This is a genomic window from Kribbella amoyensis (assembly GCF_007828865.1).
Taxonomy (GTDB): domain Bacteria; phylum Actinomycetota; class Actinomycetes; order Propionibacteriales; family Kribbellaceae; genus Kribbella; species Kribbella amoyensis.
Genome location: NZ_VIVK01000003.1, coordinates 218,724 through 243,458 on the forward strand (window position 1 = coordinate 218,724; position 24,735 = coordinate 243,458).

The 24,735-nt window shown below is 66.7% G+C and carries 17 protein-coding genes and 3 rRNA genes; 5 read left to right on the top strand and 15 right to left on the bottom strand.

The window, feature by feature from the left end:
* Positions 1-37: 37 nt before the first annotated feature.
* The gene (locus FB561_RS35040; protein ID WP_145814380.1) at positions 38-697 is read left to right on the top strand and encodes a hypothetical protein; all 660 of its coding nucleotides are present in this window, start codon (positions 38-40) and stop codon (positions 695-697) included.
* A gap of 103 nt (positions 698-800) precedes the next feature.
* Here the strand turns inward: FB561_RS35040 and rrf are convergent.
* The 5 genes from rrf to FB561_RS35065 all read right to left on the bottom strand — a co-directional run bounded on the left by rrf (position 801) and on the right by FB561_RS35065 (position 9,122).
* Positions 801-918: ribosomal RNA gene (gene rrf / locus FB561_RS35045) — 5S ribosomal RNA — on the bottom strand.
* A 149-nt stretch (positions 919-1,067) separates the two neighbouring features.
* Positions 1,068-4,192, bottom strand: a 23S ribosomal RNA gene (locus FB561_RS35050).
* A 442-nt stretch (positions 4,193-4,634) separates the two neighbouring features.
* Positions 4,635-6,154 (bottom strand): 16S ribosomal RNA (locus FB561_RS35055).
* Together the 16S, 23S and 5S rRNA genes form the textbook arrangement of a ribosomal RNA operon.
* A 550-nt stretch (positions 6,155-6,704) precedes the next feature.
* Complete coding sequence (gene tyrS / locus FB561_RS35060; protein WP_145814381.1) at positions 6,705-8,006, bottom strand: tyrosine--tRNA ligase; 1,302 nt, start codon at positions 8,004-8,006, stop codon at positions 6,705-6,707.
* 78 nt (positions 8,007-8,084) lie between these two features.
* On the bottom strand, positions 8,085-9,122 hold the full coding sequence (locus FB561_RS35065) for an App1 family protein (protein WP_145814382.1): 1,038 nt from the start codon (positions 9,120-9,122) through the stop codon (positions 8,085-8,087).
* Between the two features lie 75 nt (positions 9,123-9,197).
* Between FB561_RS35065 and FB561_RS35070 the strand changes: the two genes are divergently transcribed.
* On the top strand, positions 9,198-10,145 hold the full coding sequence (locus tag FB561_RS35070; protein WP_238335311.1) for an LLM class flavin-dependent oxidoreductase: 948 nt from the start codon (positions 9,198-9,200) through the stop codon (positions 10,143-10,145).
* A 57-nt stretch (positions 10,146-10,202) separates the two neighbouring features.
* Here the strand turns inward: FB561_RS35070 and FB561_RS35075 are convergent, their stop codons facing one another.
* The 10 genes from FB561_RS35075 to argC all read right to left on the bottom strand — a co-directional run bounded on the left by FB561_RS35075 (position 10,203) and on the right by argC (position 22,118).
* A complete protein-coding gene (locus FB561_RS35075) occupies positions 10,203-10,892 on the bottom strand; it encodes a DNA-3-methyladenine glycosylase (protein WP_145814383.1) in 690 nt (229 codons plus the stop codon).
* Positions 10,893-11,541: 649 nt separating this feature from the next.
* Positions 11,542-12,812, bottom strand: a protein-coding gene (locus tag FB561_RS35085; RefSeq protein WP_145814385.1) for an IS3 family transposase whose coding sequence is annotated in 2 segments (ribosomal slippage) — positions 11,542-12,539 and positions 12,539-12,812 — 1,272 coding nt in all. Because the reading frame shifts where the segments join, the coding sequence is not laid out codon by codon here.
* A 48-nt stretch (positions 12,813-12,860) separates the two neighbouring features.
* Positions 12,861-14,008, bottom strand: a protein-coding gene (locus tag FB561_RS35090) for an IS3 family transposase (RefSeq protein WP_145811074.1) whose coding sequence is annotated in 2 segments (ribosomal slippage) — positions 12,861-13,738 and positions 13,738-14,008 — 1,149 coding nt in all. Because the reading frame shifts where the segments join, the coding sequence is not laid out codon by codon here.
* Between the two features lie 851 nt (positions 14,009-14,859).
* Positions 14,860-16,275, bottom strand: a complete 1,416-nt coding sequence (gene argH / locus FB561_RS35100) for an argininosuccinate lyase (RefSeq protein WP_145814387.1) — start codon at positions 16,273-16,275, stop codon at positions 14,860-14,862.
* A 43-nt stretch (positions 16,276-16,318) separates the two neighbouring features.
* Positions 16,319-16,846 carry an arginine repressor gene (locus tag FB561_RS35105; RefSeq protein ID WP_145814388.1) on the bottom strand — a complete coding sequence of 176 codons (528 nt, stop codon included), beginning with the start codon at positions 16,844-16,846 and terminating at the stop codon, positions 16,319-16,321.
* Positions 16,843-17,775: an ornithine carbamoyltransferase gene (argF, locus tag FB561_RS35110; RefSeq protein WP_145814389.1), complete on the bottom strand. Its 933-nt coding sequence runs from the start codon at positions 17,773-17,775 to the stop codon at positions 16,843-16,845. Before argF ends, FB561_RS35105 begins: the two co-directional genes overlap by 4 nt.
* Entirely contained in the window at positions 17,772-18,974 is a 1,203-nt protein-coding gene (locus tag FB561_RS35115) for an acetylornithine transaminase (protein ID WP_145814390.1), read from the bottom strand. Before FB561_RS35115 ends, argF begins: the two co-directional genes overlap by 4 nt.
* Positions 18,971-19,891: an acetylglutamate kinase gene (gene argB, locus FB561_RS35120; protein ID WP_145814391.1), complete on the bottom strand. Its 921-nt coding sequence runs from the start codon at positions 19,889-19,891 to the stop codon at positions 18,971-18,973. Before argB ends, FB561_RS35115 begins: the two co-directional genes overlap by 4 nt.
* Complete coding sequence (argJ, locus tag FB561_RS35125; protein WP_145814392.1) at positions 19,888-21,090, bottom strand: bifunctional glutamate N-acetyltransferase/amino-acid acetyltransferase ArgJ; 1,203 nt, start codon at positions 21,088-21,090, stop codon at positions 19,888-19,890. The genes argB and argJ overlap by 4 nt, the downstream gene beginning before the upstream one ends.
* Positions 21,087-22,118, bottom strand: coding sequence for an N-acetyl-gamma-glutamyl-phosphate reductase (argC, locus tag FB561_RS35130; RefSeq protein WP_145814393.1), 1,032 nt, complete (start codon positions 22,116-22,118; stop codon positions 21,087-21,089). Before argC ends, argJ begins: the two co-directional genes overlap by 4 nt.
* Positions 22,119-22,339: 221 nt before the next feature.
* Between argC and sigJ the strand changes: the two genes are divergently transcribed.
* The 3 genes from sigJ to FB561_RS35145 are packed head-to-tail and all read left to right on the top strand — an operon-like array spanning position 22,340 to position 24,665.
* Positions 22,340-23,245, top strand: a complete 906-nt coding sequence (gene sigJ / locus FB561_RS35135; protein WP_238335312.1) for an RNA polymerase sigma factor SigJ — start codon at positions 22,340-22,342, stop codon at positions 23,243-23,245.
* Between the two features lie 60 nt (positions 23,246-23,305).
* On the top strand, positions 23,306-24,109 hold the full coding sequence (locus FB561_RS35140; protein WP_145814395.1) for a class I SAM-dependent methyltransferase: 804 nt from the start codon (positions 23,306-23,308) through the stop codon (positions 24,107-24,109).
* A 34-nt stretch (positions 24,110-24,143) separates the two neighbouring features.
* Entirely contained in the window at positions 24,144-24,665 is a 522-nt protein-coding gene (locus FB561_RS35145) for a GNAT family N-acetyltransferase (protein WP_145814396.1), read from the top strand.
* Positions 24,666-24,735 lie beyond the last annotated feature (70 nt).

Consider the following 24,735-nt stretch of genomic DNA (forward strand, 5'->3'; position numbering starts at 1 on the left):
CCTGAGTCCGTGGCCGCCGACGATCGGAGGGCGTGAGATGGCTTCCTGGCTGCTCCGCGCCCAATGGGCCCACCGCGACGAATCCATCGAGGAACGCGCTCTTCGCGTCGACCGCACCCTGACAGCGGTAGCGGTCGCTTTCCCTGAGGTCCACGCCTGGACGCAGGACGAGCGCTGGGGGTACCACGTCCTCGAGGCGGACGGTTCCACCCCGCTGGCGGACATGGTCGAGGCGACTACGAAGATCCTCTCGAACGGCTCCAGCACCACCAGGCTCCACCTCCAGAGCACCGGTGAACTTCCGTGGCTGTTCGATCTCTCGATGGGCAACACGCTCACCACCGCCTCGGACCAGCTCACGCTGCACTGGAGCGACGACGACGCCCTCACCGAGTCCGAGCGCTTCGCCCAGGTCCTCCGCGCCGTGGTGAGCATCTGGGAGCCCGACTGGGCCAGCATCGCCGACACCGAACTCGCCACCGCCGCCGGCCTCTTCCGCCGCGGCATCCCCACGATGGGCTGGCTCACCTACATCCGCGGCCTGGTCGCCGGCGCCTACGGCATCGACATCGACCTGACCCCGTTCGAGCGAGGCACCCTTCTCCAGGCGCCCGTCTCCCCCGCAGACCTGTTACCGGTCCACATCTGCGCAGCAGCGGCCCTCGTGGGGATCACCCCCGAGGACTCCAACTCCTGACAACGCTCCAGCTGGCACGTACCAACGAGCGCTTTCGGCTCAGATCTGCCTGTACATATGTTAAGGGCCACCCCGAGATGGGGTGGCCCTTAACAGTGTGAATGTCCGGCGACGTCCTACTCTCCCACGATCTCCCGATCGCAGTACCATCGGCGCTGAAGGGCTTAACTTCCAGGTTCGGAATGGAGACTGGGTGTTTCCCCGACGCTATGGCCACCGAAACTCTATAGAAATATCAACCACAACCACACGAGTACCAGCCAGTGCTGGTACGTGGTTCTGACCGTATTCCGGGAACCGTACAGTGAACGCGAACAACTCGTATCGCAGCTTGACGTTTTGTTGAGACTCAAACACCCAGGTGGGTGTGTGTGACAAGCCCTCGGCCTATTAGTACCAGTCAGCTCCACACGTTGCCGTGCTTCCACTTCTGGCCTATCAACCCAGTGGTCTACTGGGGGCCTTACCCGATTAACTCGGTGGGAGACCTCATCTTGAAGCGTGCTTCCCGCTTAGATGCTTTCAGCGGTTATCACTCCCGAACGTAGCCAACCAGCCGTGCTCCTGGCGGAACAACTGGCACACCAGAGGTTCGTCCACCCCGGTCCTCTCGTACTAGGGGCAGCCCTTCTCAAGTCTCCTGCGCGCGCAGCGGATAGGGACCGAACTGTCTCACGACGTTCTAAACCCAGCTCGCGTGCCGCTTTAATGGGCGAACAGCCCAACCCTTGGGACCTACTCCAGCCCCAGGATGCGACGAGCCGACATCGAGGTGCCAAACCATCCCGTCGATATGGACTCTTGGGGAAGATCAGCCTGTTATCCCCGGGGTACCTTTTATCCGTTGAGCGACGGTGCTCCCACATGCCACCGCCGGATCACTAGTTCCGACTTTCGTCCCTGCTCGACATGTCTGTCTCACAGTCAAGCTCCCTTGTGCACTTACACTCGACACCTGATTGCCAACCAGGCTGAGGGAACCTTTGAGCGCCTCCGTTACCTTTTAGGAGGCGACCGCCCCAGTCAAACTACCCACCAGGCACTGTCCCTGATCCGGATAACGGACCTAAGTTAGACAGCCAGAACAACCAGAGTGGTATTTCAACGATGACTCCACCCGAACTGGCGTCCGAGCTTCACAGTCTCCCACCTATCCTACACAAGTTGTACCGACCACCAATACCAAGTTGTAGTAAAGGTCCCGGGGTCTTTCCGTCCTGCTGCGCGTAACGAGCATCTTTACTCGTAATGCAATTTCGCCGAGTCCATGGTTGAGACAGCGCCCAAGTCGTTACGCCATTCGTGCAGGTCGGAACTTACCCGACAAGGAATTTCGCTACCTTAGGATGGTTATAGTTACCACCGCCGTTTACTGGCGCTTAAGTTCAAAGCTTCGCCGGCCGAAACCGACTAACCTGTCCCCTTAACGTTCCAGCACCGGGCAGGCGTCAGTCCGTATACATCGAATTACTTCTTCGCACGGACCTGTGTTTTTAGTAAACAGTCGCTTGGGCCTGGTCTCTGCGGCCATCAACGCCTCGGCCAGCAAGTGGCCTCACGTATCAGGCCCCCCTTCTCCCGAAGTTACGGGGGCATTTTGCCGAGTTCCTTAACCATGGTTCACTCGATCGCCTTGGTATTCTCTACCTGATCACCTGTGTCGGTTTGGGGTACGGGCGGCTCTAACACTCACTGCGAAGTTTTTCTCGGCAGCATGGGATCATCCACTTCCCCTGAACGGGTCCGCCTCGGCTCTCAGGCTATATGAGACACGGATTTGCCTATGCCTCGCCCTACCACCTTGCCCGCGGATCAGCTTGCGCCTACCATCGCCGCGGTTGGACTACCCTCCTGCGTCACTCCTCAGTGCACCTACTACCACCTCGGGTCAAAACCTCCACCACGCAGCCCGAAGGCCTTACGGATTCAGTTTCTTAGCATCAGCGGGTTCGGCCGGGTCGTGTTAATGCCGGTACGGGAATATCAACCCGTTGTCCATCGACTACGCCTGTCGGCCTCGCCTTAGGTCCCGACTTACCCAGGGCAGATTAGCTTGACCCTGGAACCCTTGATCATCCGGCGGACGGGTTTCTCACCCGTCATTCGCTACTCATGCCTGCATTCTCACTCGTGCAGCATCCACAACTCCATCACTAGGCTGCTTCACACGCTGCACGACGCTCCCCTACCCATCCACACACCTGGACCACACCCGAAAGTGAGGCCGGGTACAAGTGTGAATGCCACAGCTTCGGCGGATTGCTTGAGCCCCGCTACATTGTCGGCGCGGAATCACTTGACCAGTGAGCTATTACGCACTCTTTCAAGGGTGGCTGCTTCTAAGCCAACCTCCTGGTTGTCTGGGCAACTCCACATCCTTTTCCACTTAGCAATCGCTTAGGGGCCTTAGCTGGTGATCTGGGCTGTTTCCCTCTCGACTACGGAGCTTATCCCCCGCAGTCTCACTGCCGCGCTCTCACTTACCGGCATTCGGAGTTTGGCTGATTTCGGTAAGCCGGTAAGCCCCCTAGACCATCCAGTGCTCTACCTCCGGTAAGAAACACACGACGCTGCACCTATATGCATTTCGGGGAGAACCAGCTATCACGGAGTTTGATTGGCCTTTCACCCCTATCCACAGGTCATCCCCCAGGTTTTCAACCCTGGTGGGTTCGGTCCTCCACGCGGTCTTACCCGCGCTTCAACCTGCCCATGGATAGATCACTCCGCTTCGGGTCTAGAGCATGCGACTCAAACGCCCTATTCAGACTCGCTTTCGCTACGGCTACCCCACACGGGTTAACCTCGCCACATACCACTAACTCGCAGGCTCATTCTTCAAAAGGCACGCCGTCACACACCCAAAGGCATGCTCCGACGGATTGTAGGCAACCGGTTTCAGGTACTATTTCACTCCCCTCCCGGGGTACTTTTCATCTTTCCCTCACGGTACTAGTCCGCTATCGGTCACCAAGAAGTATTTAGGCTTAGCGGGTGGTCCCGCCAGATTCACACAAGATTTCAAGAGTCCCGTGCTACTCGGGAAAACACTCAAGAGTCACCGTCTTACGCCTACGGGGCCATTACCCACTACGGCTCAACATTCCAGAAGATTCGACTTCAACGATGATTTATAACTCTTCGGACCCACGGCATTAGGCCCAGAATGCTCCCACAACCCCACATACGCAACGCACGCCGGCTATCACACGCACATGGTTTAGCCTCATCCGCTTTCGCTCGCCACTACTCACGGAATCACAATTGTTTTCTCTTCCTGCGGGTACTGAGATGTTTCACTTCCCCGCGTTCCCTCCAGAACCCTATGTGTTCAGGCACTGGTAACTGGCTTTAGAATGCCAGCTGGGTTTCCCCATTCGGACACCCCCGGATCACAGCTTGGTTGCCAACTCCCCGGGGCTTATCGCAGGCTCCTACGTCCTTCATCGGCTCTTGGTGCCAAGACATCCACCGATTGCCCTTAGTAGCTTGTCACAAAAAAACAACAAAACACTACAAAGAGATGCTCGCGTCCACTATACAGTTCTCAAAATACGGGCAGGAAAACCGACCCCGAAACCACCACTAACCAAGAACACCTGGCAGTCTGGTGAGAGCCGGCCCCAGCCACACACCAACCCCGAACCCAACGGTCCCGGTTGGTTGCGACCCAGAAAAACCGTCCACCCAAGAAGAAAAAACTCGCTTCTCCAGGGCGGCCCGATTTCTCAGGACCCAACAGCGCGCCTCGAAACATTCCTCCACCAGCCACCGCGTTCCACGCTCACAAAAGAGCAGTACTAACGACACCCAGCATCGGTCCGAATCTAATGGTCAATGTTCCACATTCCGAAGCACGGCCGCCCCGAGACACTCGCTCGAGAAACGACCTGTAGACACCAGCCCCTTACGGGAACCAGTGCCAAATGCTCCTTAGAAAGGAGGTGATCCAGCCGCACCTTCCGGTACGGCTACCTTGTTACGACTTCGTCCTAATCGCCAGCCCCACCTTCGACGGCTCCCTCCCACAAGGGGTTAGGCCACCGGCTTCGGGTGTTGCCGACTTTCATGACGTGACGGGCGGTGTGTACAAGGCCCGGGAACGTATTCACCGCAGCGTTGCTGATCTGCGATTACTAGCGACTCCGACTTCATGGGGTCGAGTTGCAGACCCCAATCCGAACTGAGACCGGCTTTTTGGGATTCGCTCCACCTTACAGTTTCGCAGCCCTTTGTACCGGCCATTGTAGCATGCGTGAAGCCCTGGACATAAGGGGCATGATGACTTGACGTCATCCCCACCTTCCTCCGAGTTGACCCCGGCAGTCTCCTATGAGTCCCCACCATAACGTGCTGGCAACATAGGACGAGGGTTGCGCTCGTTGCGGGACTTAACCCAACATCTCACGACACGAGCTGACGACAGCCATGCACCACCTGTATAGGACCCTTACGGACCTCCCATCTCTGGGAGATTTCCCTATATGTCAAACCCAGGTAAGGTTCTTCGCGTTGCATCGAATTAATCCGCATGCTCCGCCGCTTGTGCGGGCCCCCGTCAATTCCTTTGAGTTTTAGCCTTGCGGCCGTACTCCCCAGGCGGGGCGCTTAATGCGTTAGCTGCGGCACGGAGGACGTGGAATGTCCCCCACACCTAGCGCCCAACGTTTACGGCGTGGACTACCAGGGTATCTAATCCTGTTCGCTACCCACGCTTTCGCTCCTCAGCGTCAGGTAAGGCCCAGAGAGCCGCCTTCGCCACCGGTGTTCTTCCTGATATCTGCGCATTCCACCGCTACACCAGGAGTTCCGCTCTCCCCTGCCTACCTCTAGTCTGCCCGTATCGGAAGCAGGCTCGGAGTTAAGCTCCGAGTTTTCACTCCCGACGTGACGAACCGCCTACGAGCCCTTTACGCCCAATAATTCCGGACAACGCTCGGACCCTACGTATTACCGCGGCTGCTGGCACGTAGTTGGCCGGTCCTTCTTCTGCAGGTACCGTCACTCTCGCTTCGTCCCTGCTGAAAGAGGTTTACAACCCGAAGGCCGTCATCCCTCACGCGGCGTTGCTGCGTCAGGCTTTCGCCCATTGCGCAATATTCCCCACTGCTGCCTCCCGTAGGAGTCTGGGCCGTGTCTCAGTCCCAGTGTGGCCGGTCGCCCTCTCAGGCCGGCTACCCGTCGACGCCTTGGTAGGCCATTACCCCACCAACAAGCTGATAGGCCGCGAGCCCATCCCCAACCGCCAGAACTTTCAACCAAAAACCATGAAGAAATTGGTGATATCCGGTATTAGACCCGGTTTCCCGGGCTTATCCCAGAGTTGGAGGTAGGTTGCTCACGTGTTACTCACCCGTTCGCCGCTCGTGTACCCCCGAAGGGGCCTTACCGCTCGACTTGCATGTGTTAAGCACGCCGCCAGCGTTCGTCCTGAGCCAGGATCAAACTCTCCGTTGAAAAATATGACAAACCACAAAAAGTGGCGAGTCGACATCGAGTAGATCCCTTGAATCAGAAACAATCAAACTGACTTGAATCAATATTTCAAAGGAATCCGCCACAGCACAACAGACAACCCAACACCCAAAATCTCGAAAAGACCAGGGGAGTCAGAAATCATCCAATGCCTGTGAACGGGGTTAATGCATCTTTCGGCATTGACTTTCGGCACGCTGTTGAGTTCTCAAAAATCGGGCGCACACCGCGACCGGACCTTTCGGCCAGATCCCCGGGGCAACCTGCGTTACTCTACCGGATGCGATCCCCTCGGTCAAGACCGAGTTTCTTGCGATCCCTGCCCCGCGTCTGAGCTACCGACCCGAGTCCGAAGACGCGTTTCGGCTGCTTGATCCTTTGGGGGTTCGGAGCGACCGGCCGCTTTCGCGTCCCGCGCCTCGCTCCAACAAGAAGAACAGTACGTGGCTTGCAGGTGGCCGGTCAAATCCGTTCCCGGTGGGAGGCATCACATCGCTGTAATTTGCCTCCGGCACCGGGTCTGTGGGAAGGCTCAGCCGGCCGCGGTCTCGGTCAGAACCCCTGCGAACGAACGCTTCCCGCGTCGCAGCACCAGCGCGCCACCCGGCAACAGGTCCTCGCCCACCGGGACGTACTCGGGGTCGCTCAGTTTCTCGTTGTTCAGGTACGCGCCACCTTCGGCCACCGTTCTGCGCGCGGCCGACTTGCTCGCCACCAGGCCCGTGTCCACCAGCAGTTCGGCGACAGTCGGCAGCTGACCGGCCGGCACCTCCACATGCGGAGCCTCCCGGAGTGCGGCCACCAGCGTGTCCGGACTGAGGCTGCGTAGTTCCGACTGGCCGAACAACGCCTTCGCCGCCAGCTGTACCTGCTCGGTCTCGTCCCGCCCGTGCACCAGAGTCGTCACGTCCTCGGCAAGGACCCGCTGCGCCTCCCGTGCGAACGGACGCTCCGCTGTCGCCTTCTCCAGCTCGGCGATCTCGTCGGCCGAGCGGAACGTGTAGTAGCGGATCAGCTGCATCACGTCGCGGTCGTCGGTGTTGAACCAGAACTGGTAGAACGCGTACGGCGATGTGAGCTCACGGTCCAGCCAGACGGTCCCCGACTCGGTCTTGCCGAACTTGGTCCCGTCCGCCTTCGTCACCAGCGGCGTCGCCAGCGCATGCGCCTTGCCGCTCTCCGTCCGGCGGATCAGCTCGACGCCGGCGGTCAGGTTCCCCCACTGGTCGCTACCACCGGTCTGCAAGGTGCATCCGTACCGCCGGTAGAGCTCCAGGTAGTCCAGTGACTGGAGCAACACGTAGCTGAACTCCGTGTAGCTGATCCCCTGCTCGAGACGCGCCTTCACCACCTCGCGGCCGAGCATCCGGTTCACCGGGAAGTGCTTGCCGATGTCGCGGAGGAAGTCCAGCGTGTTGAGGTCCTTGGTCCAGTCGTAGTTGTTGACGATGCGCGCCGGGTTCGCCAGCGCGGTGTCGAAGTCCAGGAACCGTTCCACCTGGCCGCGGACCCGCTCCACCCACTGCTGGACGACGTCCTTCGGGTTCAGCACCCGCTCGGACGACTCCTTCGGGTCACCGATCAGGCCGGTGGCGCCGCCGACCAGGCCGATCGGGTTGTGCCCGGCGAGCTGGAGCCGGCGCAGGGTGAGCAGCTGCAGCAGGTTCCCCATGTGCAGGCTGGGCGCGGTCGGGTCGAAGCCGACGTACGACGTGATCGGACCGGCCGCCATCGCCGCGCGCAACGCGTCGGGATCGGTGGTGTGTGCGATCAGGCCGCGGTCGGCCAGGTCGTCCAGCACCTGCGTACGGCTGTCGGTCCCGCTGTCGGTCACAGTTGGTCTCTCCTCGAGGACGTCGGATCACCCATAAGGGTGCCAGGCCCGCCCCGGACTCCGCCGAGCGGGACAGCGTCAGAGCGCCTCCGGCCGGGACAGTACTGCGCGGAGCTGGGCCAGCAGCGCGTGTCCGTCCGGCCCGTGCACCGTCGCCGCCGTCGGCCGGTGCGGGTCGTGGGCTCCTGGGTCCTGGTTCGGCACTGGGAGACCGTGGGACAGCACCTGCTCGGCCGGGGTGAGCTGGCGGATACCGATCGCGCGAACGTGGTCCGGGTGCGTCTGCGCGAAGTCGCCGTACAACTGGGGGTCGTGCTGGCCGTCGTCGCCGACCAGGACCCAGCGCACGTTCGGGAACTCCTTGGCCAGCCGCCGCAGCGCGGTCCGCTTGTGCTCGCGCCCACTGCGGAACCAGCCCGTGTTCGTCGGCCCCCAGTCGGTCATCAGCAACGAGCCGGCCGGGTACCCGTGCCGCGCGAGGAAGCGGGTCAGCGTGGGAGCCGTGTTCCAGGCGCCGGTGGACAGGTAGAAGATCGGTGCCCGCGGATGGTCGGCCAGCAGTTCGGCGTACATCTCCGCCATCCCCGGGACGACGCGGCGCGCGGTCTCCTCCCGGACGAACGTGTTCCACGCGGCGATCAGCGGGCGCGGCAGCATCGTCAGCATCACCGTGTCGTCGATGTCGCTGACCAGACCGAAGGTGGCGGCCGGATCCGGCACGTACACCTGGCCGCGGGCCTGCCGCTCACCGTGGACGCCAAGACTGATCTCGTGCCAGCCGGGCGGCAGCACGACCGGTACGGCGAGGTCGATGAAGCCACCGCGATCGGTGACGGTGTCGAAGCTCTCCCCGGCGACGGTGACCGACACGCGCACCTTCGTGGCCGGCGCGGTGACGAACACCCGCCAACCGCGGACCACCTGGTCCTCGTCGTAGCGGGGCTGGTTGCGCGGGTCGCGGCTGAGCACCACGCGGGCCAGTACGCGGACGTACTCATGGTTGCCGTAGCCAACATGCGGGATGATGCGCTCCCGCCAGCCTCGACGGCGCAGGATCGTCCCCACTCCGAGGTTGAACCAGTCCTCCAGCCGGGACGAGTAGTGCGGGCGCGCCATGCCCGCAACCTACCCGGCGAAGGGGCTCGTACGCCTGTCGACAGGACTGTCGGTGCAGACCTTTACGGTCCCGGTATGACTTCACTGGGGATGTGCTTCCCGCGGACCTTCCCGGCCGCGCTGGTGACCGACGTCGCCCGGCGGCTCGAGTCCGGCGGTGCGGACAGCCTGTGGATCGTCGAGGACTGCTTCTACACCTCGGGTCCGGCGCTGTCCGCCGCGGCGCTCGGCGTCACCGAGCGGCTGACGGTCGGGCTCGGCATCCTGCCCGCCGTGGCGCGGACGGCGGCGCTGACCGCGATGGAGATCGCCACCCTCTGCGCGCTGGCGCCCGGCCGCTTCCTGCCCGGCATCGGCCACGGTGTCCAGGAGTGGATGGACCAGATGGGTGTCCGGCCGAAGTCGCCGCTCACCGCGCTCGAGGAGGTCACGGTCGCGGTCAAGCGGCTGCTCGACGGCGAGAACGTGACGACCGACGGGCGGACGGTGCACCTGCGGGACGTGAAGCTCGACGCGCCGCCGGCCGAGGTACCTCCGCTCCTGCTCGGCGTCCGCGGTCCGAAGTCGCTGGCGTTGGCGGGTCGCGTCGCCGGCGGTGTTGTCCTCGCGGAGCCCGCGTCCCCGTCGTACGTGCGCAGCGCGGTGGAGCAGGCGGGGTCGCCGGACGGGTTCGTGGTCGCGGCGTTCAGCGCGTTCTGCGTACGCAGCGAGCGCAAGGCGGCGTACGAGTGGACCGCGCCGTGGCTCGCCGGCCTGATCGAGGAGCGCAACCCGGCCCTGCCCGCGTTGCCGTTCTACGACGACCTACTCGGGCGGTACGACGCGCAGGGCGTACCGGGGCTCGTCACGATGCCGCCGGACTGGTGGACCGAGCTCGGCCCGATCGGCACTCTCGACGACGCGGCCGCGCACCTGGATGCGTTGGAGGCAGCCGGCGTCGACCACGTCGGCCTGTTCCCGGATCCCGAGGTGGAGCACGGCCTCCCCCAGCTCGACCACGTCCTCACCCTCGCCACCCGCTGACCCCGGAAGGCGTCGCCTGGGGCCAGGGAACCCCGGGCGGCGCCGACCGGACCACGATCAGCTGCGGCGCTTCGGTACGTGCGGGCGATACGGCGAGACGGTGGGATCACCCGGGATCCAGAATCGCCACGGGCGATCCGCGGCCTCGCGCAGTCCGACCCGCGGACCGGTTGCCGGCTCCCCGTCGTACCCGGGCCCCGGCAGCAGCTGGATCGGCGAGTCCGGCGCGAGCAGGTCCGTCCCGTCCGCGTCCCGTTCGACGCCCAGGGCGACACACAACCGAGCGGGACCTCGCGCAAGATCCCGATCAGGGTCAGCCACTCGCCCGTTCCGCCGCGGGCTCGGCAGTACCCCGCTCTGCACCGCAGCCGAGTTGAACCTCGCCTCGTCGCGCGACGGCATCCCCCGCCGGGTACGAGCGAGCTCCACACCTTCGATCACCTCGCCGGCACGCAGCAGTACGGCGGACGGTTGCCCCTCGGGACCGGCGCTGACGTTCATGCAGAAGTGCATGCCGTACGTGAAGTACACGTACAGGTGACCGGCCGGGCCGAACATCACCGCATTGCGCGCGGTCTGTCCGCGATAAGCATGCGACCCCGGGTCGTTCGGCCCGTCGTAAGCCTCCACCTCGGTCAACCGAACCGCGACCGTCCCGTCGCCAGTAGTCCGCACCAGCACAGCCCCAAGCAACAACGGCGCCACCTCCAGCACCGGCCCCGCCAGCAGCTCACGCCCCAAACCCATGCCCGAACCCTAGGCGCACACCCCAACCCAACACCGCACCCGCACCCCGCCGGGCTTCTCGCATCTCGAACCCCACACCCACACCCACACCCACACGCCGCCGTGCGTCTCGCATCTCGAACCTCGCACCTCGCACCTCGCACCTCGCACCCCGCCGAGCATCTCGCACCCCGCACCTCGCACGCCGCACGCCGCACGCCGCACCCCGCACGCCGCACGCCGCACGCCGCACCCCGCACCCCGCACCCCGCACCCCGCACCCCGCACCCCGCACCCCGCACCCCGCCGAGCATCTCGTACCCCCGGCCACGAGCCCACTTTGTGCACCGGCCAACCACCCAACCCCTCCACAGACGACCGCCCGGCGCACAAAGTCACCCGAGACGCCGACCTTGTGCACGGGGTAGGCAGACGAACGCGCCACGATCGACCAGTACGCGCACAAGGTCGGCAGAAGCAGGGGCAGCTACCCGCGCGGGCGATGGGAGGCGGCCCTCACCACCCCACGGCTCATCCGAACTCGCGCCTCGCACCTCGCACCTCGCACCTCGCACCCCGCACCTCGCGTCTCCGGGACTGCCCCGGGTTTAGTTGACTCGCGGGGTGTGGTGGTTCAGGCTGAATCGTCCCGGGTTTGATGCACCCTCGGTTATGTGAGTGCGACTGGTTGGTCGTCTCGGGTTTGTGCATAGTAGTCGGCCTCGGTTTCGGCGGGTGGGCGTCGGTCGAGGCGGTGCATGAGCCGGCTGGTGTTGTACCAGTGGACCCAGTCGGCGGTGATGGCCTCGAGGTTGCTGAGGCCGGTCAGGGGTCCGCGGCGGAAGGGTGAGTCGTCGCGGATGCATTCGGTCTTGTAGAGCCCGATGGTGGTCTCGGCCAGGGCGTTGTCGTAGGCGTCGCCGACTGACCCGATCGAGGGGCTGAGGCCGTTGAGGTGCAGCGTCTCGGTCAGGTGCACCGAGGTGTACTGAGATCCGGCGTCCGAGTGATGGATCGCCTTGTTTTGCAGGGGATTGCCCTGCCTCGTGCGGAACGCCGCGGCCTGGGCAATGGCCCGCTCGACGAACGTGGTGTGCTTGGACGTCGAACACTCCCAGCCGGCGATGAAGCCTGCGAAGGCGTCGATGACGAAGGCCCTGTAGGCGAACGTGCCGGCGGCCAGCCGCACATAGGTGAAATCCGCGACCAGGAGCCGGTTCGGTGCCGGCACCCGGAACTGCCGGTTGACCAGGTCCGGAGCTCGGGTCGCGGACGGGTCGGCGACAGTGGTGCGGACCTTCTTGGCCCTGCTCACGCCACGCCAGCCGTTGAGACGCATCAGCCGCTCGATGGTGCACCGCGCCACCTGGATGCCTTGCCGTTGCAGGTGGGCCCACATCTTCAGCGATCCGTACAGCGACTCCGGCGGGCGTCGGCCGTCGGAATCGGGTTCGTAGCACCCGGCCAGGATCTCGGTGACCGTGGTGTCCCACAGAGCCCGCCGCGACGGCGCCCGCCTGGCCCAGGCGTAGTAGGTTCTCGGGGCGATCGTGCAGCCGTGCGCGGTCAGCGCGGCACAGATCGGAGCGACCCCGAACCGAGCCTTGTGCTCGGCGATGAACTCACAGATCACCGCTGTCGCGGGTCGCTCTCCCGCGCGAAGAAACTGGTCGCTGCCTTGAGGATCTCAATCGTGCGTTCCAGTTCGGCGTTCTTCCGCTTCAGCTCCCGGATCTCCCGCGCCGACTCCGACGACACTCCGACGGCTTGACCGGCATCGATCTGCGCCTGCCGAACCCAGCGGCGCAGCGTCTCGGCCGTCATCCCCAACCGGGCCGAGACCGCCTTGATCGCCGCCCACTCAGAGTCGTAATCGTCAACATGATCGATGACCAGCCGGACCGCCTTGGCACGGGTCTGCTCGTCGTACTTGCTCGGCATGAATGCCACCTTCCCAACGAAGGAGGTGCGCATCAAACCCGGGGTGGTTCAGGCCGCGTGTGCGGCGGGTTGGATCATCTCAAACTCGATGGGTGTGAGTTTGCCGAGGCGGCGTTGTCGGCGTCGTCGGTGGTAGCTGGTTTCGATCCAGGCGACGATCGCGAGTCTGAGTTCGTGGCGGCTGGTCCAGCGTTGCCGGTCGAGGACATTCTTTTGGAGTAGGGCGAAGAAGGATTCCATCGCGGCGTTGTCGCCGCAGGCACCGACTCTGCCCATCGACCCGCGCAGTGCGTGGGCTTTGAGTACGCGGATGTACTTCTTGGACCGGAACTGGCTACCGCGGTCGCTGTGGACGATGAGTCCGGCAGCAGGTGTGCGTTGGGCGATCGCGTTGCGAAGGGCCGACACCGCCAGCTGTGCCTTCATCCGCGAATCGATGGAGTAGCCGACGATCCGGTTGGAGTAGACGTCCTTGATCGCGCATAGATACAGCTTGCCCTCGGCGGTGGCGTGTTCGGTGATGTCGGTCAGCCAGACCAGGTTCGGTGCCGGGGCGGTGAACACCTTCTTCACATGGTCGTCGTGGACCGGCGGGCCGGCCTTACGGTTCAGGCCGCGTTTCTTGGCGTGGACCGACCAGATCCGCTCCTGGCTGCATAACCTCGCAACCCGGTTCTCGCTGGCCACATGGCCTTGGCCTGTGAGTTCGTCGGCGATGAACCGGTACCCGAACGCCGGGTCGTCGGCATGGATGTCACGGGCTGCGTTGATCAGGTAAGCGTTGTCGAAATCTCTTGGTGTGACAGGATCTTTACGCCATTTGTAGAAGGCTTGCTTGGAGAAGCCGAGCACCCGGCAGGTCACCGCGACAGGGACGCTGTCGGCGGCTAGATCGAGGACCAGCGGGTACATCATTTTGGGTTGATGTCGCGGGCGAAGTAGGCCGCGGCCCGGCGCAGGATCTCGTTCTCCTGTTCCAGTTGCCGGACCCGCTTCCTGGCCTCCCGAAGTTCGTCGGACTCGGCCTGGGTCGCTCCGGGCCGGTTGCCGTCTTCGATCTCGGCCAGTTTCAGCCAGCGCCGCAGGCACGATGGAGAGATCCCGAAGTCCTTCGCGATCTGGCTGACCGGCGCCTCACCTTTGCGGGCCAAGGCGACCACATCGCGGCGGAACTCCTCAGGCAACGCTTTCGGCATGACAGACATCCTTCCAGCAAGGACCCAAGTCCTCACAGATCAGGAGTCAACCGAACCGGGGGCAGTCCCTCCGGCCAAGAACCCACTTTGTGCACTGGCCAACCACCCAACGCCCCCACAGACAACCGATTAGCGCACAAAGTCGCCCGAGACGCCGACCTTGTGCACGGGGTAGGCAGGCAAAGGCGCCGGAATCGACCAGTACGTGCTCAAAGTCAGCAGCCGGCCGTGCAGTGCGGGTAGGTGATGCCGCGGCGGGCCGGGCTGGCGGGTATTCAGTGGGGGTGGTGCCCGGGGCTGGCGGGCTGGCGGGCTGGCGGGCTGGCGGGCTGGCGGGCTGGCGGGCTGGCGGGCTGGCGGGCTGGCTGGCGGGCTGGCGGGCTGGCGGGCTGGCGGGCTGGCGGGCTGGCGGGCTGGCGGGCTGGCGGCGGTGAGGGTAGCGAGGTCGGGAGCCTTGCACGTGGGGGTCGGCCGAGCCGTCGGTGTGCGTGAGCATGGGTTGTGGCCGACGTTGTCTGTGCACGTGGGCTGCGACGGCCATGCAACCAGCGCCGCACCATACGAGCGCGGCACCGTACGAGCCCCGGCACCATACGAGCCCGGCAGCGCACGAGCCCGGCACCGCACGGGGGACGGGCACCGCACGAGCCCGGCACCGCACGGGGGACGGGCACCGCACGAGCCCGGCACCGCACGGGGGACGGGCACCGCACGAGCCCGGCACCGTACGGGGACGGCCGCGGCCGCAGCGGGTGAGGTGAGTGTGCTCCTACGCCCAAACGTGGGTGTGCGTAGGAGCGGGTAGGCGGTACAGCCTCGTTTACGCGGCCAGCCCCGCGTCAGGCCAGGCATCAGGCCAGGCGTTCGGCGTGGTTGGTGGCGCGGGTGCGGAGTTCGGTGAGTTGGTCGGCGACTCGGGCTTGGGCTGTGCCGCCTCGGCTGTTGCGGGAGGCGATGGAGCCTTCGACGCTCAGGACGGACCGGACTTCGGGGGTCAGGTCCGGGGAGATGGCCGCCAGGTCCTCGTCGGTCAGATCCCACAGCTCGATGCCGCGCTTCTCGCAGGCCTGGACGCAGGCGCCGGCGAGTTCGTGGGCGACGCGGAACGGGACCTTCTGGCGGACCAGCCACTCGGCGATGTCGGTCGCCAGCGAGAATCCCTGCGGGGCCAGTTCGGCCAGGCGTTCGGTGTCGAAGCGCAGCGTCCGGATCATCCCGGTGAACGCGGGCAGCAGGACCTCGAGGGTGTCGACGGAGTCGAAGACCGGCTCCTTGTCCTCCTGCAGGTCCCGGTTGTACGCCAGCGGCTGGGCCTTCAGCGTCGCCAGCAGGCCGGTCAGGTTGCCGATCAGCCGGCCGGACTTGCCGCGGGCCAGTTCGGCGATGTCCGGGTTCTTCTTCTGCGGCATGATGCTCGACCCGGTGGAGAACGCGTCGTCCAGGACGACGAAGCCGAACTCCTTCGTCGCCCAGATGATCACCTCTTCGGCCTGCCGGGACAGGTCGACGCCGATCTGCGCGGTGACGAAGGCGAACTCGGCGACGAAGTCCCGGGCCGCGGTGCCGTCGATCGAGTTCGGTGACGAGTTCGTGAAGCCGAGCTCGGTCGCGACGTACTGCGGGTCCAGGCCGAGTGACGATCCGGCCAGCGCGCCCGACCCGTACGGCGAGTCGGCGGCGACGCGGGCGTCCCACTCGGCGAGCCGGTCGAGGTCGCGGATCAGCGGCCAGGCATGGGCGAGGAGTTGGTGGGACAGCAGTACCGGCTGGGCGTGCTGCAGGTGGGTCCGGCCGGGCATCGCGGCACCGAGGTGCTGCTCGGCCTGGTCCGCGAGGGTGTTCACCTGGTCGAGGACGAGCCGGGCGATGATCCGGCCGTGGTCGCGCAGGTAGCTCTTGAACAACGTGGCGACCTGGTCGTTCCGGGACCGGCCGGCCCGCAGCCGCCCACCGAGCTCGGGACCGAGCCGCTCCACCAGTCCGCGTTCGAGCGCGGTGTGGACGTCCTCGTCGCCGTCGGCCGGCAGGAACTTCCCGGCCAGCACGTCGGCCAGCAACTGGTCGAGCCCGGCCAGCATCCCGGTCAGGTCGTCGTCGGTCAGCAGCCCGGCCCGGTGCAGCACCTTGGCATGCGCCTTCGAGCCGGCGATGTCGTACGGCGCCAGCCGCCAGTCGAAGTGGGTGGACTTGCTCAGCGCCGCCAGGGCGTCGGCCGGTCCACCGCTGAACCGGCCACCCCACAGGGCAGCACTCTCTCCCGCGCTCATGCCTTCGATCCTCTCAGCGCACCCGGCCGGTGACGCGGGTGGGTCACTTGGTCTCGTCGTGTTTGGCGTCGCTCCGGGCCGCCAGGGCCAGGAAGCGGGCGGCCAGCGCCTCGCCGCCGGTGGGGTTGCGGGACACGACCATCACCGTGTCGTCCCCCGCGATGGTGCCGAGCACGTCGTCCAGACCGACATGGTCGATCGCGGACGCGAAGTACTGCGCGGCGCCCGGCGGGGTCCGCAGGATCACCAGGTTCGCACTGCCCTCGGCCGACACCAGCAGCTCGGACGCGACCCGGGCGAGCCGGGCCTCGAACGCGGCCGCCTCGCCGGCGCGCGGAGTCCGGTCGCCGCCCTCCCCCGGTACGGCGTAGACCTGCTGGCCGGACGCGTCGCGGACCTTGATCGCGCCGATCTCGACCAGATCCCGCGACAGCGTCGCCTGGCCGACGACGAGCCCGGCGGACGCCAGCAGCTCGGCCAGCTCGGTCTGGGAACGGACCGGCTGCCGGCCGAGCAGCTCGACGATGCGCTGCTGGCGCGCGGTCTTGGTGGTCGGGACGGCGATGCTCATGCGGTGAAGTTCCTCGCCAGCAGCCAGGACAGCAACGCCTTCTGCGCGTGCAGCCGGTTCTCCGCCTCGTCCCAGACGACCGACTGCGGACCGTCGATGACGGCGGCGTCGATCTCCTTGCCCCGGTACGCCGGCAGGCAGTGCAGCACGATCGCGTCGGCGGCCGCCTTGCCCATCAGTTGCTCGGTCACCGCATACGGGACGAACGGCGCCTCCCGCTGCTCGGCCTCGAACTCCTGGCCCATCGAGACCCAGGTGTCGGTCGCGACCACGTCCGCGCCGTCGACCGCCTCCAACGGGTCCGCGGTCCAGCCGGCCGAACCACCCGTGGTCGCGGCGATCTCGACCGCCTTGGCCAGGATCGCGGCATCCGGCTGGTACTCGGCCGGCGAACCGATCACGACGTGCATGCCGGCCGTGACGCCGCCGAGCAGGTACGAGTGGGCCATGTTGTTCGCGCCGTCGCCGAGGTAGACGAGCTTCAGGCCGGCCGTCTTTCCCTTGTGCTGCCGGACGGTCAGCAGGTCGGCCAGGATCTGGCACGGGTGGAACTCGTCGGTGAGCGCGTTGATCACCGGGACCCGGGAGGCGCCGGCCATCTCGTCGATCCGGACCTGGCCCGCGGTCCGCCAGACGATCGCGCCGACCTGGCGGTCGAGGACGCGGGCGGTGTCCGCGATCGGCTCACCGCGGCCGAGCTGCGAGGTCTGCGCGTCGATGATCAGCGGGACGCCGCCGAGCTCGGAGATGCCGACCGCGAACGAGATCCGGGTCCGGGTCGAGGTCTTGTCGAAGATCACCGCGACCGTCTGCGGACCGGCCAGCGGCTGGTGCCCGAACCGGTCGGTGCTGAGCTGCTGGGCCAGGGTCAGGACCTCGTCCTGTTCCACCGGGCTCAGGTCGTCGTCCCGGAGGAAGTGTCTGGTCATGGAACCTCCACGGCGTCGAGCAGGGCTGGCAGCGCGGCGACGAAGCTGTCCGCGTCGGCCTTGGTCAGAATGTACGGCGGCGCGAGCCGGAGCGCATCGGGCACCGGGTTGTTGACGATGAACCCGGCCTCCAGCGCGAGCGCGGTGACCTGGTCCGACACCGGCGCGGTGAGCTGGATCGCGAGCAGCATCCCCCGGCCCCGGACCCCGGCCACCAGCGGGTGATCAAGCGCTTGCACAGCCGCCGCGAGATGGTTGCCGACGGCACTCACGTTGGCGAGCAGGCCGTCCCGCTCGATCACGGTGAGGACCGCGAGCCCGGCGATCGCGGCGACCGGGTTACCGCCGAAGGTGGTGCCGTGGTTGCCCGGCTGGAGCAGGTCCGCGGCCGGGCCGAAGCCCAGGCAGGCCCCGATCGGGATGCCGGCGCCGAGGCCCTTGGCCACCGTGACGAGGTCGGGCGTGATGCCGGAGTCGAAGTGCGCGAACCAGTCACCGGTCCGGCCGACCCCGGTCTGGATCTCGTCGATCCACAGCAGCGCGCCGTGCTGCTCGGTGATCTGCCGGGCGGACTGCAGGTAGCCGGCCGGCGGGACGACGACACCGTTCTCGCCCTGGATCGGTTCGAGGATCACGGCCGCCGTCTCGTCGTCGACCGCGGCGGCCAGCGCGGCCGCGTCGCCGTACGGGACGAAGGTGACGTCACCTGGCAGCGGCGCGAACTGTTCGCGGTACGCCGGTTTCCAGGTGACCGCGAGTGCGCCCATCGTGCGGCCGTGGAACGCGCCGACGGTGGAGACGATCTTGGTCCGGCCGGTCCGCCGGGTGATCTTGAACGCGGCCTCGTTCGCCTCGGTGCCGGAGTTGGTGAAGAACACCTTGCCCTCGGCATCGAACAACGACAGCAGCTTCTCCGCCAATGCGATCTGCGGCGCGGAGGCGAAGAAGTTCGACACATGGCCGAGCGTGGCGAGCTGGCTGGTGACCGCGGAGACGACGAACGGGTGGGCGTGGCCGAGGCAGTTCACCGCGAGCCCGCCGAGCAGGTCGAGGTACTTGCGGCCGTCGGCGTCCCACAGGTACGCCCCCTCGCCGCGGACCAGGACGCGCTTGGGAGCGCCGAAGGTGTTCATCAGGGCGGCGGAGTACCGGTCGGTCAGCGCCGCACCCGAGCCGTCGACGGTGAGCAGTTCGGTCATGACGGAATCACCTGGGTCCCGTTCCCCTCGTCGGTGAAGATCTCCAGCAGCAGCGAGTGCGGTACCCGGCCGTCGATCACGGTCGCCCGGGACACGCCGGACTGGACCGCGCGCAGGCAGGCCTCCATCTTCGGCACCATCCCGGCCGCCAGGGTCGGCAGCAGCTCGGCCAGTTCGGCGGTGTCGATCTGGGTGACGATCTCGTCGCTCTCGGGCCAGTTCCGGTACAACCCGGCCACGTCGGTCAGGACGACCAGCTTCTCGGCGCCGAGCGCAACCGCGAGCGCGGACGCGGCGGTGTCGGCGTTCACGTTGTGCGCCTGGCCGTCCTCGTCCGGCGCGATCGTGGACACCACCGGGATCCGGCCGGCGTCGATCAGGTCGACCACCGCCTCGGGCCGGACGTCGACCACGTCGCCGACCAGGCCGATGTCGACCGACTCGCCGTCGACGGTGGCGGTCCGGCGTTCGGCGGTGAACAGGCCGGCGTCCTCGCCGGACATGCCGACCGCGAATGGGCCGTGCGCGTTCAGCAGGCCGACCAGCTCGCGGCCGACCTTGCCGACCAGGACCATGCCGACGACGTCCATCGCCTCCGGCGTGGTCACCCGCAGGCCGCCGCGGAACTCGCTGTCGATGCCGAGCCGGGCCAGCATGTCGCTGATCTGCGGCCCGCCGCCGTGCACGACGACGACCCGGACACCGCAGTGCCGCAGGAACACGATGTCGGAGGCGAACGCCTGCTTGAGCTCGTCGTCGACCATCGCGTTGCCGCCGTACTTGACCACGATCGTCTTGCCGTGGAACTGCTCCAGCCAAGGCAGCGCCTCGGTCAGGACGGCCGCCTTCTCGACGGCGGTGGCGTGCGGGTGGTTGGTGGACCCGTCGGGATCGGTGGGGACTTCCAGCGCGGTCATGAGGAGTAGGCCGAGTTCTCTTCGACGTAGGCGTGGGACAGGTCGGTGGTGAGCACGGTCGCGGACGCGTCGCCGGCGTGCAGGTCGATCACGACGTCGATCTCCGGGCCGCTCAGGTCGGCCTCGGACCGGTCGACACCCTTGCCACCGGCCACACAGATCGCCGCGCCGTTCAGGGTGATGTCGAGCAGCTGCGGGTCGAACACGGTGGGCGCGTTGCCGATCGCCATCGCGATCCGGCCCCAGTTCGGGTCGGAGGCGAAGAACGCGGTCTTGCAGAGGTTGTCCTGGGCAACCACCTTGGCGGCGGCGACCGCCTCGGCCTCGGTGGCGGCGTGCTGGACCGTGATGCTGACGTGCTTGGTGACGCCCTCGGCGTCGGCCTGCAGCTGCTTCACCAGGTCGGCTGCGAGCGTGGTCAGGGCGGCCTCGAACTCGTCCGGGCTGACGGTGACACCGGAGGCGCCGGAGCTGAGCAGGAGCACGGTGTCGTTCGTCGACGTACCACCGTCGACGTCGAGCCGGTTGAAGGTCTTGCCGACCGCGTTCCGGAGCGCGTGGTCGAGGTGCGGCTGGTCGACGATCGCGTCGGTGGTGATGGTGCTGAGCATGGTCGCCATGTTCGGCGCGCACATCCCGGCGCCCTTGGCGAACCCGCCGATGCTCCAGCCGTCCGGGTGGGTCAGGAACGCCTGCTTGGCCACGTTGTCCGTGGTCATCACCGCGGTCGCGGCGGCCAGACTGTGCTCCGGTCCCTCGCCCAGCGCGGCCACGGCCGCTTCGATGCCGGGGAGCAGCTTGTCCATCGGCAGCCGCTCACCGATCAGGCCGGTCGAGCACACCCCGATCTCGGCCGCTCCGACGCCGAGGACCTCGGCCAGCTTCTCGGCCGTCTTGTGGGTGTCCTGGAAGCCCTCCGGTCCGGTGCACGCGTTGGCGCCGCCGGAGTTGAGGACGACGGCCTTCAGCTTGCCGGCCGTGAGCACCTGCTGGGACCACAGCACCGGGGCGGCCTTCACCTTGTTGGTGGTGAAGACGCCGGCGGCGACGTCGTGCGGGCCGTCGTTGACGACGACGGTGAGGTCCGGCTTGCCGGCCGGCTTGATCCCGGCGATCACCCCGGCCGCACGGAAGCCGGCCGGCGCGGTGACTCCGGCGCTCCGATCGACCTGGGTGGGCGGGGTGACTGCGAGCGTCACGGGGCTACTCCTACGAGGGGAAGGGCCAGGGTCTCGTCGAGACCGGCGGCCAGGTTCATGCACTGCACGGCGGCGCCGGCGGTGCCCTTGGTGAGGTTGTCGAGGGCGGCCACGACGACGGCGCGGCCGGTGCGCTCGTCGAGGGTGACCTGGAGCTGCACGGTGTTCGCGCCGAGCGTGGCCTGCGTCTGCGGCCACTGTCCTTCGGGGAGTACGTGCACGAACGGCTCGTCGGCGTATGCCTGCGTGTACGTCTCGCGGAGCTGCTCGGCGGTGGTCCCGGCGGTGACGGGTGCGCTGCAGGTCGCGAGGATGCCGCGGGCCATCGGGGCGAGGACGGGGGTGAACGAGACGCTCACCGGCTGCTCGGTGACCTGGCCGAGGTTCTGCTCGATCTCCGGGGTGTGCCGGTGCACGCCGCCCACGCCGTACGCGGTGGCGGAGCCCATCACCTCGGCACCCATCAGGTACGCCTTCGGTCCCTTGCCCGCCCCGGACGTCCCGCTGACAGCGACCACCACCAGTTGGCCGCTGTCGACGAGACCCGCCTGGACCGCGGGGAGCAGGGCCAGGGTGGACACGGTGGGATAGCAGCCCGGGACGGCGACCCTGTTCGCGCCGCGGAGCTTCTCCCGCTGCCCGGGGAGCTCGGGGAGTCCGTACGGCCAATGGCCGGCGTGCTTGCCACCGTAGAACTCGATCCATGCTTCGGAGTCGGTCAGCCGGAAGTCCGCGCCGCAGTCGATCACGGTGACCTCGTCGCCGAGCTGCTCGGCGATCTCGGCGGACTGTCCGTGCGGGAGGGCCAGGAACACCACGTCGTGGCCGGACAACGTCGCGGCGGACGTCTCTTCCAGGACCCGGCCGGCCAGCGGTGTCAGGTGTGGATGATGCACTCCGAGCAGGCTGCCCGCGTTCCCACCCGCGGTCAGCGCCCCGATCTCCACCCCGGGGTGCGTCGACAGCAACCGGAGCAGCTCACCCCCGGCATACCCACTGGCACCAGCGACCGCGACCCTGAGCGTCATGTGAATGAGTATGTCATGGACTGAAAGAATATCCAACATCCGTCCGCTCTGCGAGAGACCGTACCCGGGCGCCGCTGGATCACTCCGGCTGTGACGCGGGTCATGTCACACCCGGCCGGTGCGGGTTGTCCGGAGAGGGAGCAAGCTGGAGGTACGTGATGACTGTTCGGACTGTGCGAAGGTGTCGCCACAGTGATGCCGACCCTGACTTGGAGCGCGCGGTGACGGAGTACGCAGACACGTTGGCGGCCGAGTTCGCCGAGCGCCGCACGGTCCTGGTCGGCGCCGCGTACCGGGTGGTCGGCAGCGTGGTCGACGCGGAGGACGTGGTCCAGGAGGCGTGGCTGCGCTGGTCGGCGGCGGACCGCGGTGAGGTCCGGGACGTCCGCGCGTACCTGATCCGGATCACCACCCGGCTCGCGCTGAACCGGCTCCGCCAGCAGAAGTCGCGGCGGGAGCAGTACGTCGGGCCGTGGTTGCCCGAACCGATGATCGCGGCTCCGGCCGAGCAGGACCCGGCCGCCCTCGCGGAGCTGGCGGACTCGGTCTCGATGGCGATGCTGGTCGTGCTCGAGACCTTGTCGCCGCTGGAGCGCGCGACCTTCGTCCTGCGCGAGGTGTTCGACCTGCCGTTCAGCGAGATCGCGGAAACCCTCGGGCGCTCCGAGGCGGCGGTCCGCCAACTCGCGCATCGGGCCCGCGCGCATGTGCATGCACGCCAGCCGCGGCATCAGGTGGACAAGGAGCGGCACGGCAAGGTGACCGAGCAGTTCCTGCGGGCGGCGTGGAGCGGCGACGTCCAGGAAGTGGTGTCGTTGCTCGCACCTGACGTCGTCCTGGTCAGCGACGGCGGCGGCAAGAAGAGCGCCGCGTTGCGCCCGCTGCACGGCGCGGAGAAGATCGCCCGCTGGCTGGTCGCGATCGCCACCGACGAGGACCAGGCGGCCCTGTTCGAGATGCGCCGGATGGTGGTCAACGGCGAGTTGGCCTTCGTCGCGTACGACGGTGACGAGGTGGACAGCGTCGGCTACTTCGACCTCGACGAAGCCGGCCTGATCAGCACCATCTACGTCGTCCGCAACCCCGACAAGCTCACCGGCATCCCGACCCGCGACCAACTCGGCTGAAAGACCCCCTCGTTGCCGCGTCGGTCGTTGCCTGGTGCACTGGGGTGGAGGGGGGTCGCGATGACGACTGACGAGGTACGCACGCGGAACAGAGCGGTCTGGGCGGCGGGGAGCTGGGACGACATCGCCGAACTGGTCAAGGGGGTCGGGCCGAAGCTGCTCGACCTGGCCGAGGTGGATCCAGGGATGGAAGTCCTGGACGTCGCCTGCGGGTCCGGGAGCTCGGTCGCTGTCCCGGCGGCGGAACGCGGAGCGCGGGTGGTGGGTTCGGACCTCACCCCGGAGCACTTCGACGCGGCCGAGCGGCGGGCGACGGCGGCCGGCGTCGTCGTCGAGTGGGTCGAGGCCGACGCCGAGGACCTGCCGTTCGAGGACGGCCGGTTCGACCGGGTGCTCTCCACCTTCGGGCACATGTTCGCGCCCGACCAGGACCGCGCCGGCGCCGAACTGGTCCGGGTCTGCAAGCCCGGCGGTTCGATCGCGTTGGCGACCTGGACACCGGACGGGTACGGCACCGCACTGCTCGACGTGATCGGCCGGCATCTTCCGCCCGCACCGGGGAGCCGGTCGCCCGGGCGCTGGGGTGATCCGGACGAGGTCCGGCGGCTGCTGCCCGGGCTGGAGCTCACGTTCCACCGGGACCAGGTGGACTTCCGGGCGCCGTCGGTCGACGAGTTCGCCCGGTTCTACGACGAGAAGTTCGGCCCGTTGGTGATGGCCCGGCAGGCGCTCGGCCCCGGCTGGCCGGCGTTGCGGGACGACGTGCTCGCCTTCGACCGGGCCTGCAACACCGCGTCCGACGGCTCCTTGCACATCGTCGGCGAGTACCTCGTCACCCTCGGCGTGAAGCCGGCGACCGGTTAGGCTACTTGCAACTCGGTCGCATCTGGGAGGGCCTGTGGAGTACGTTCTGATCGCGCCGGACGCGGTATCGGATCCCGGTTTGCGGGCTGATCTGCTGGATACGTGGGTCGCCGTCACGGATGCAGGGGGCAGTGTCGGGTTCACTGCGCCGGCACCGGTGAACCGGGTTGCCGAGACGCTGGAGCTGGCGTTGGAGCGGGTGGCCGCAGGGACCGACCTGCTCGGCGTACTGCACAACGGGGAGCGGTACGTCGGGATGGGGTTGCTCGTCGCGAACAGCGGGCTGCTGAGTACGCACTGGCGGACCGTGTTGCGAGTGATGGTGCACCCGAAGTACCAGGGCGGCGGGTCGGGGCGGTTGCTGATGGACGGGCTGCGGCGGAGTGCGGTCGAGCTCGGTCTGGAGCAGTTGATGCTGACGATTCGCGACGGCAACACGCTCGAGGGGTTCTACCAGAAGCTCGGGTACCGGATCGTCGGCAGCCACCCGCGCGCCGTTCGCGTCGCGCCGGACGACTACCGCGACGAGATCATGCTGGTCACGGACCTCCGCTGAGGCTTCCGCGGGTCGAGGGCGAGGCACCGGCCGGGCCCCGCTCCTCAGCAGGTCCCGGCCGGCGCGGTCT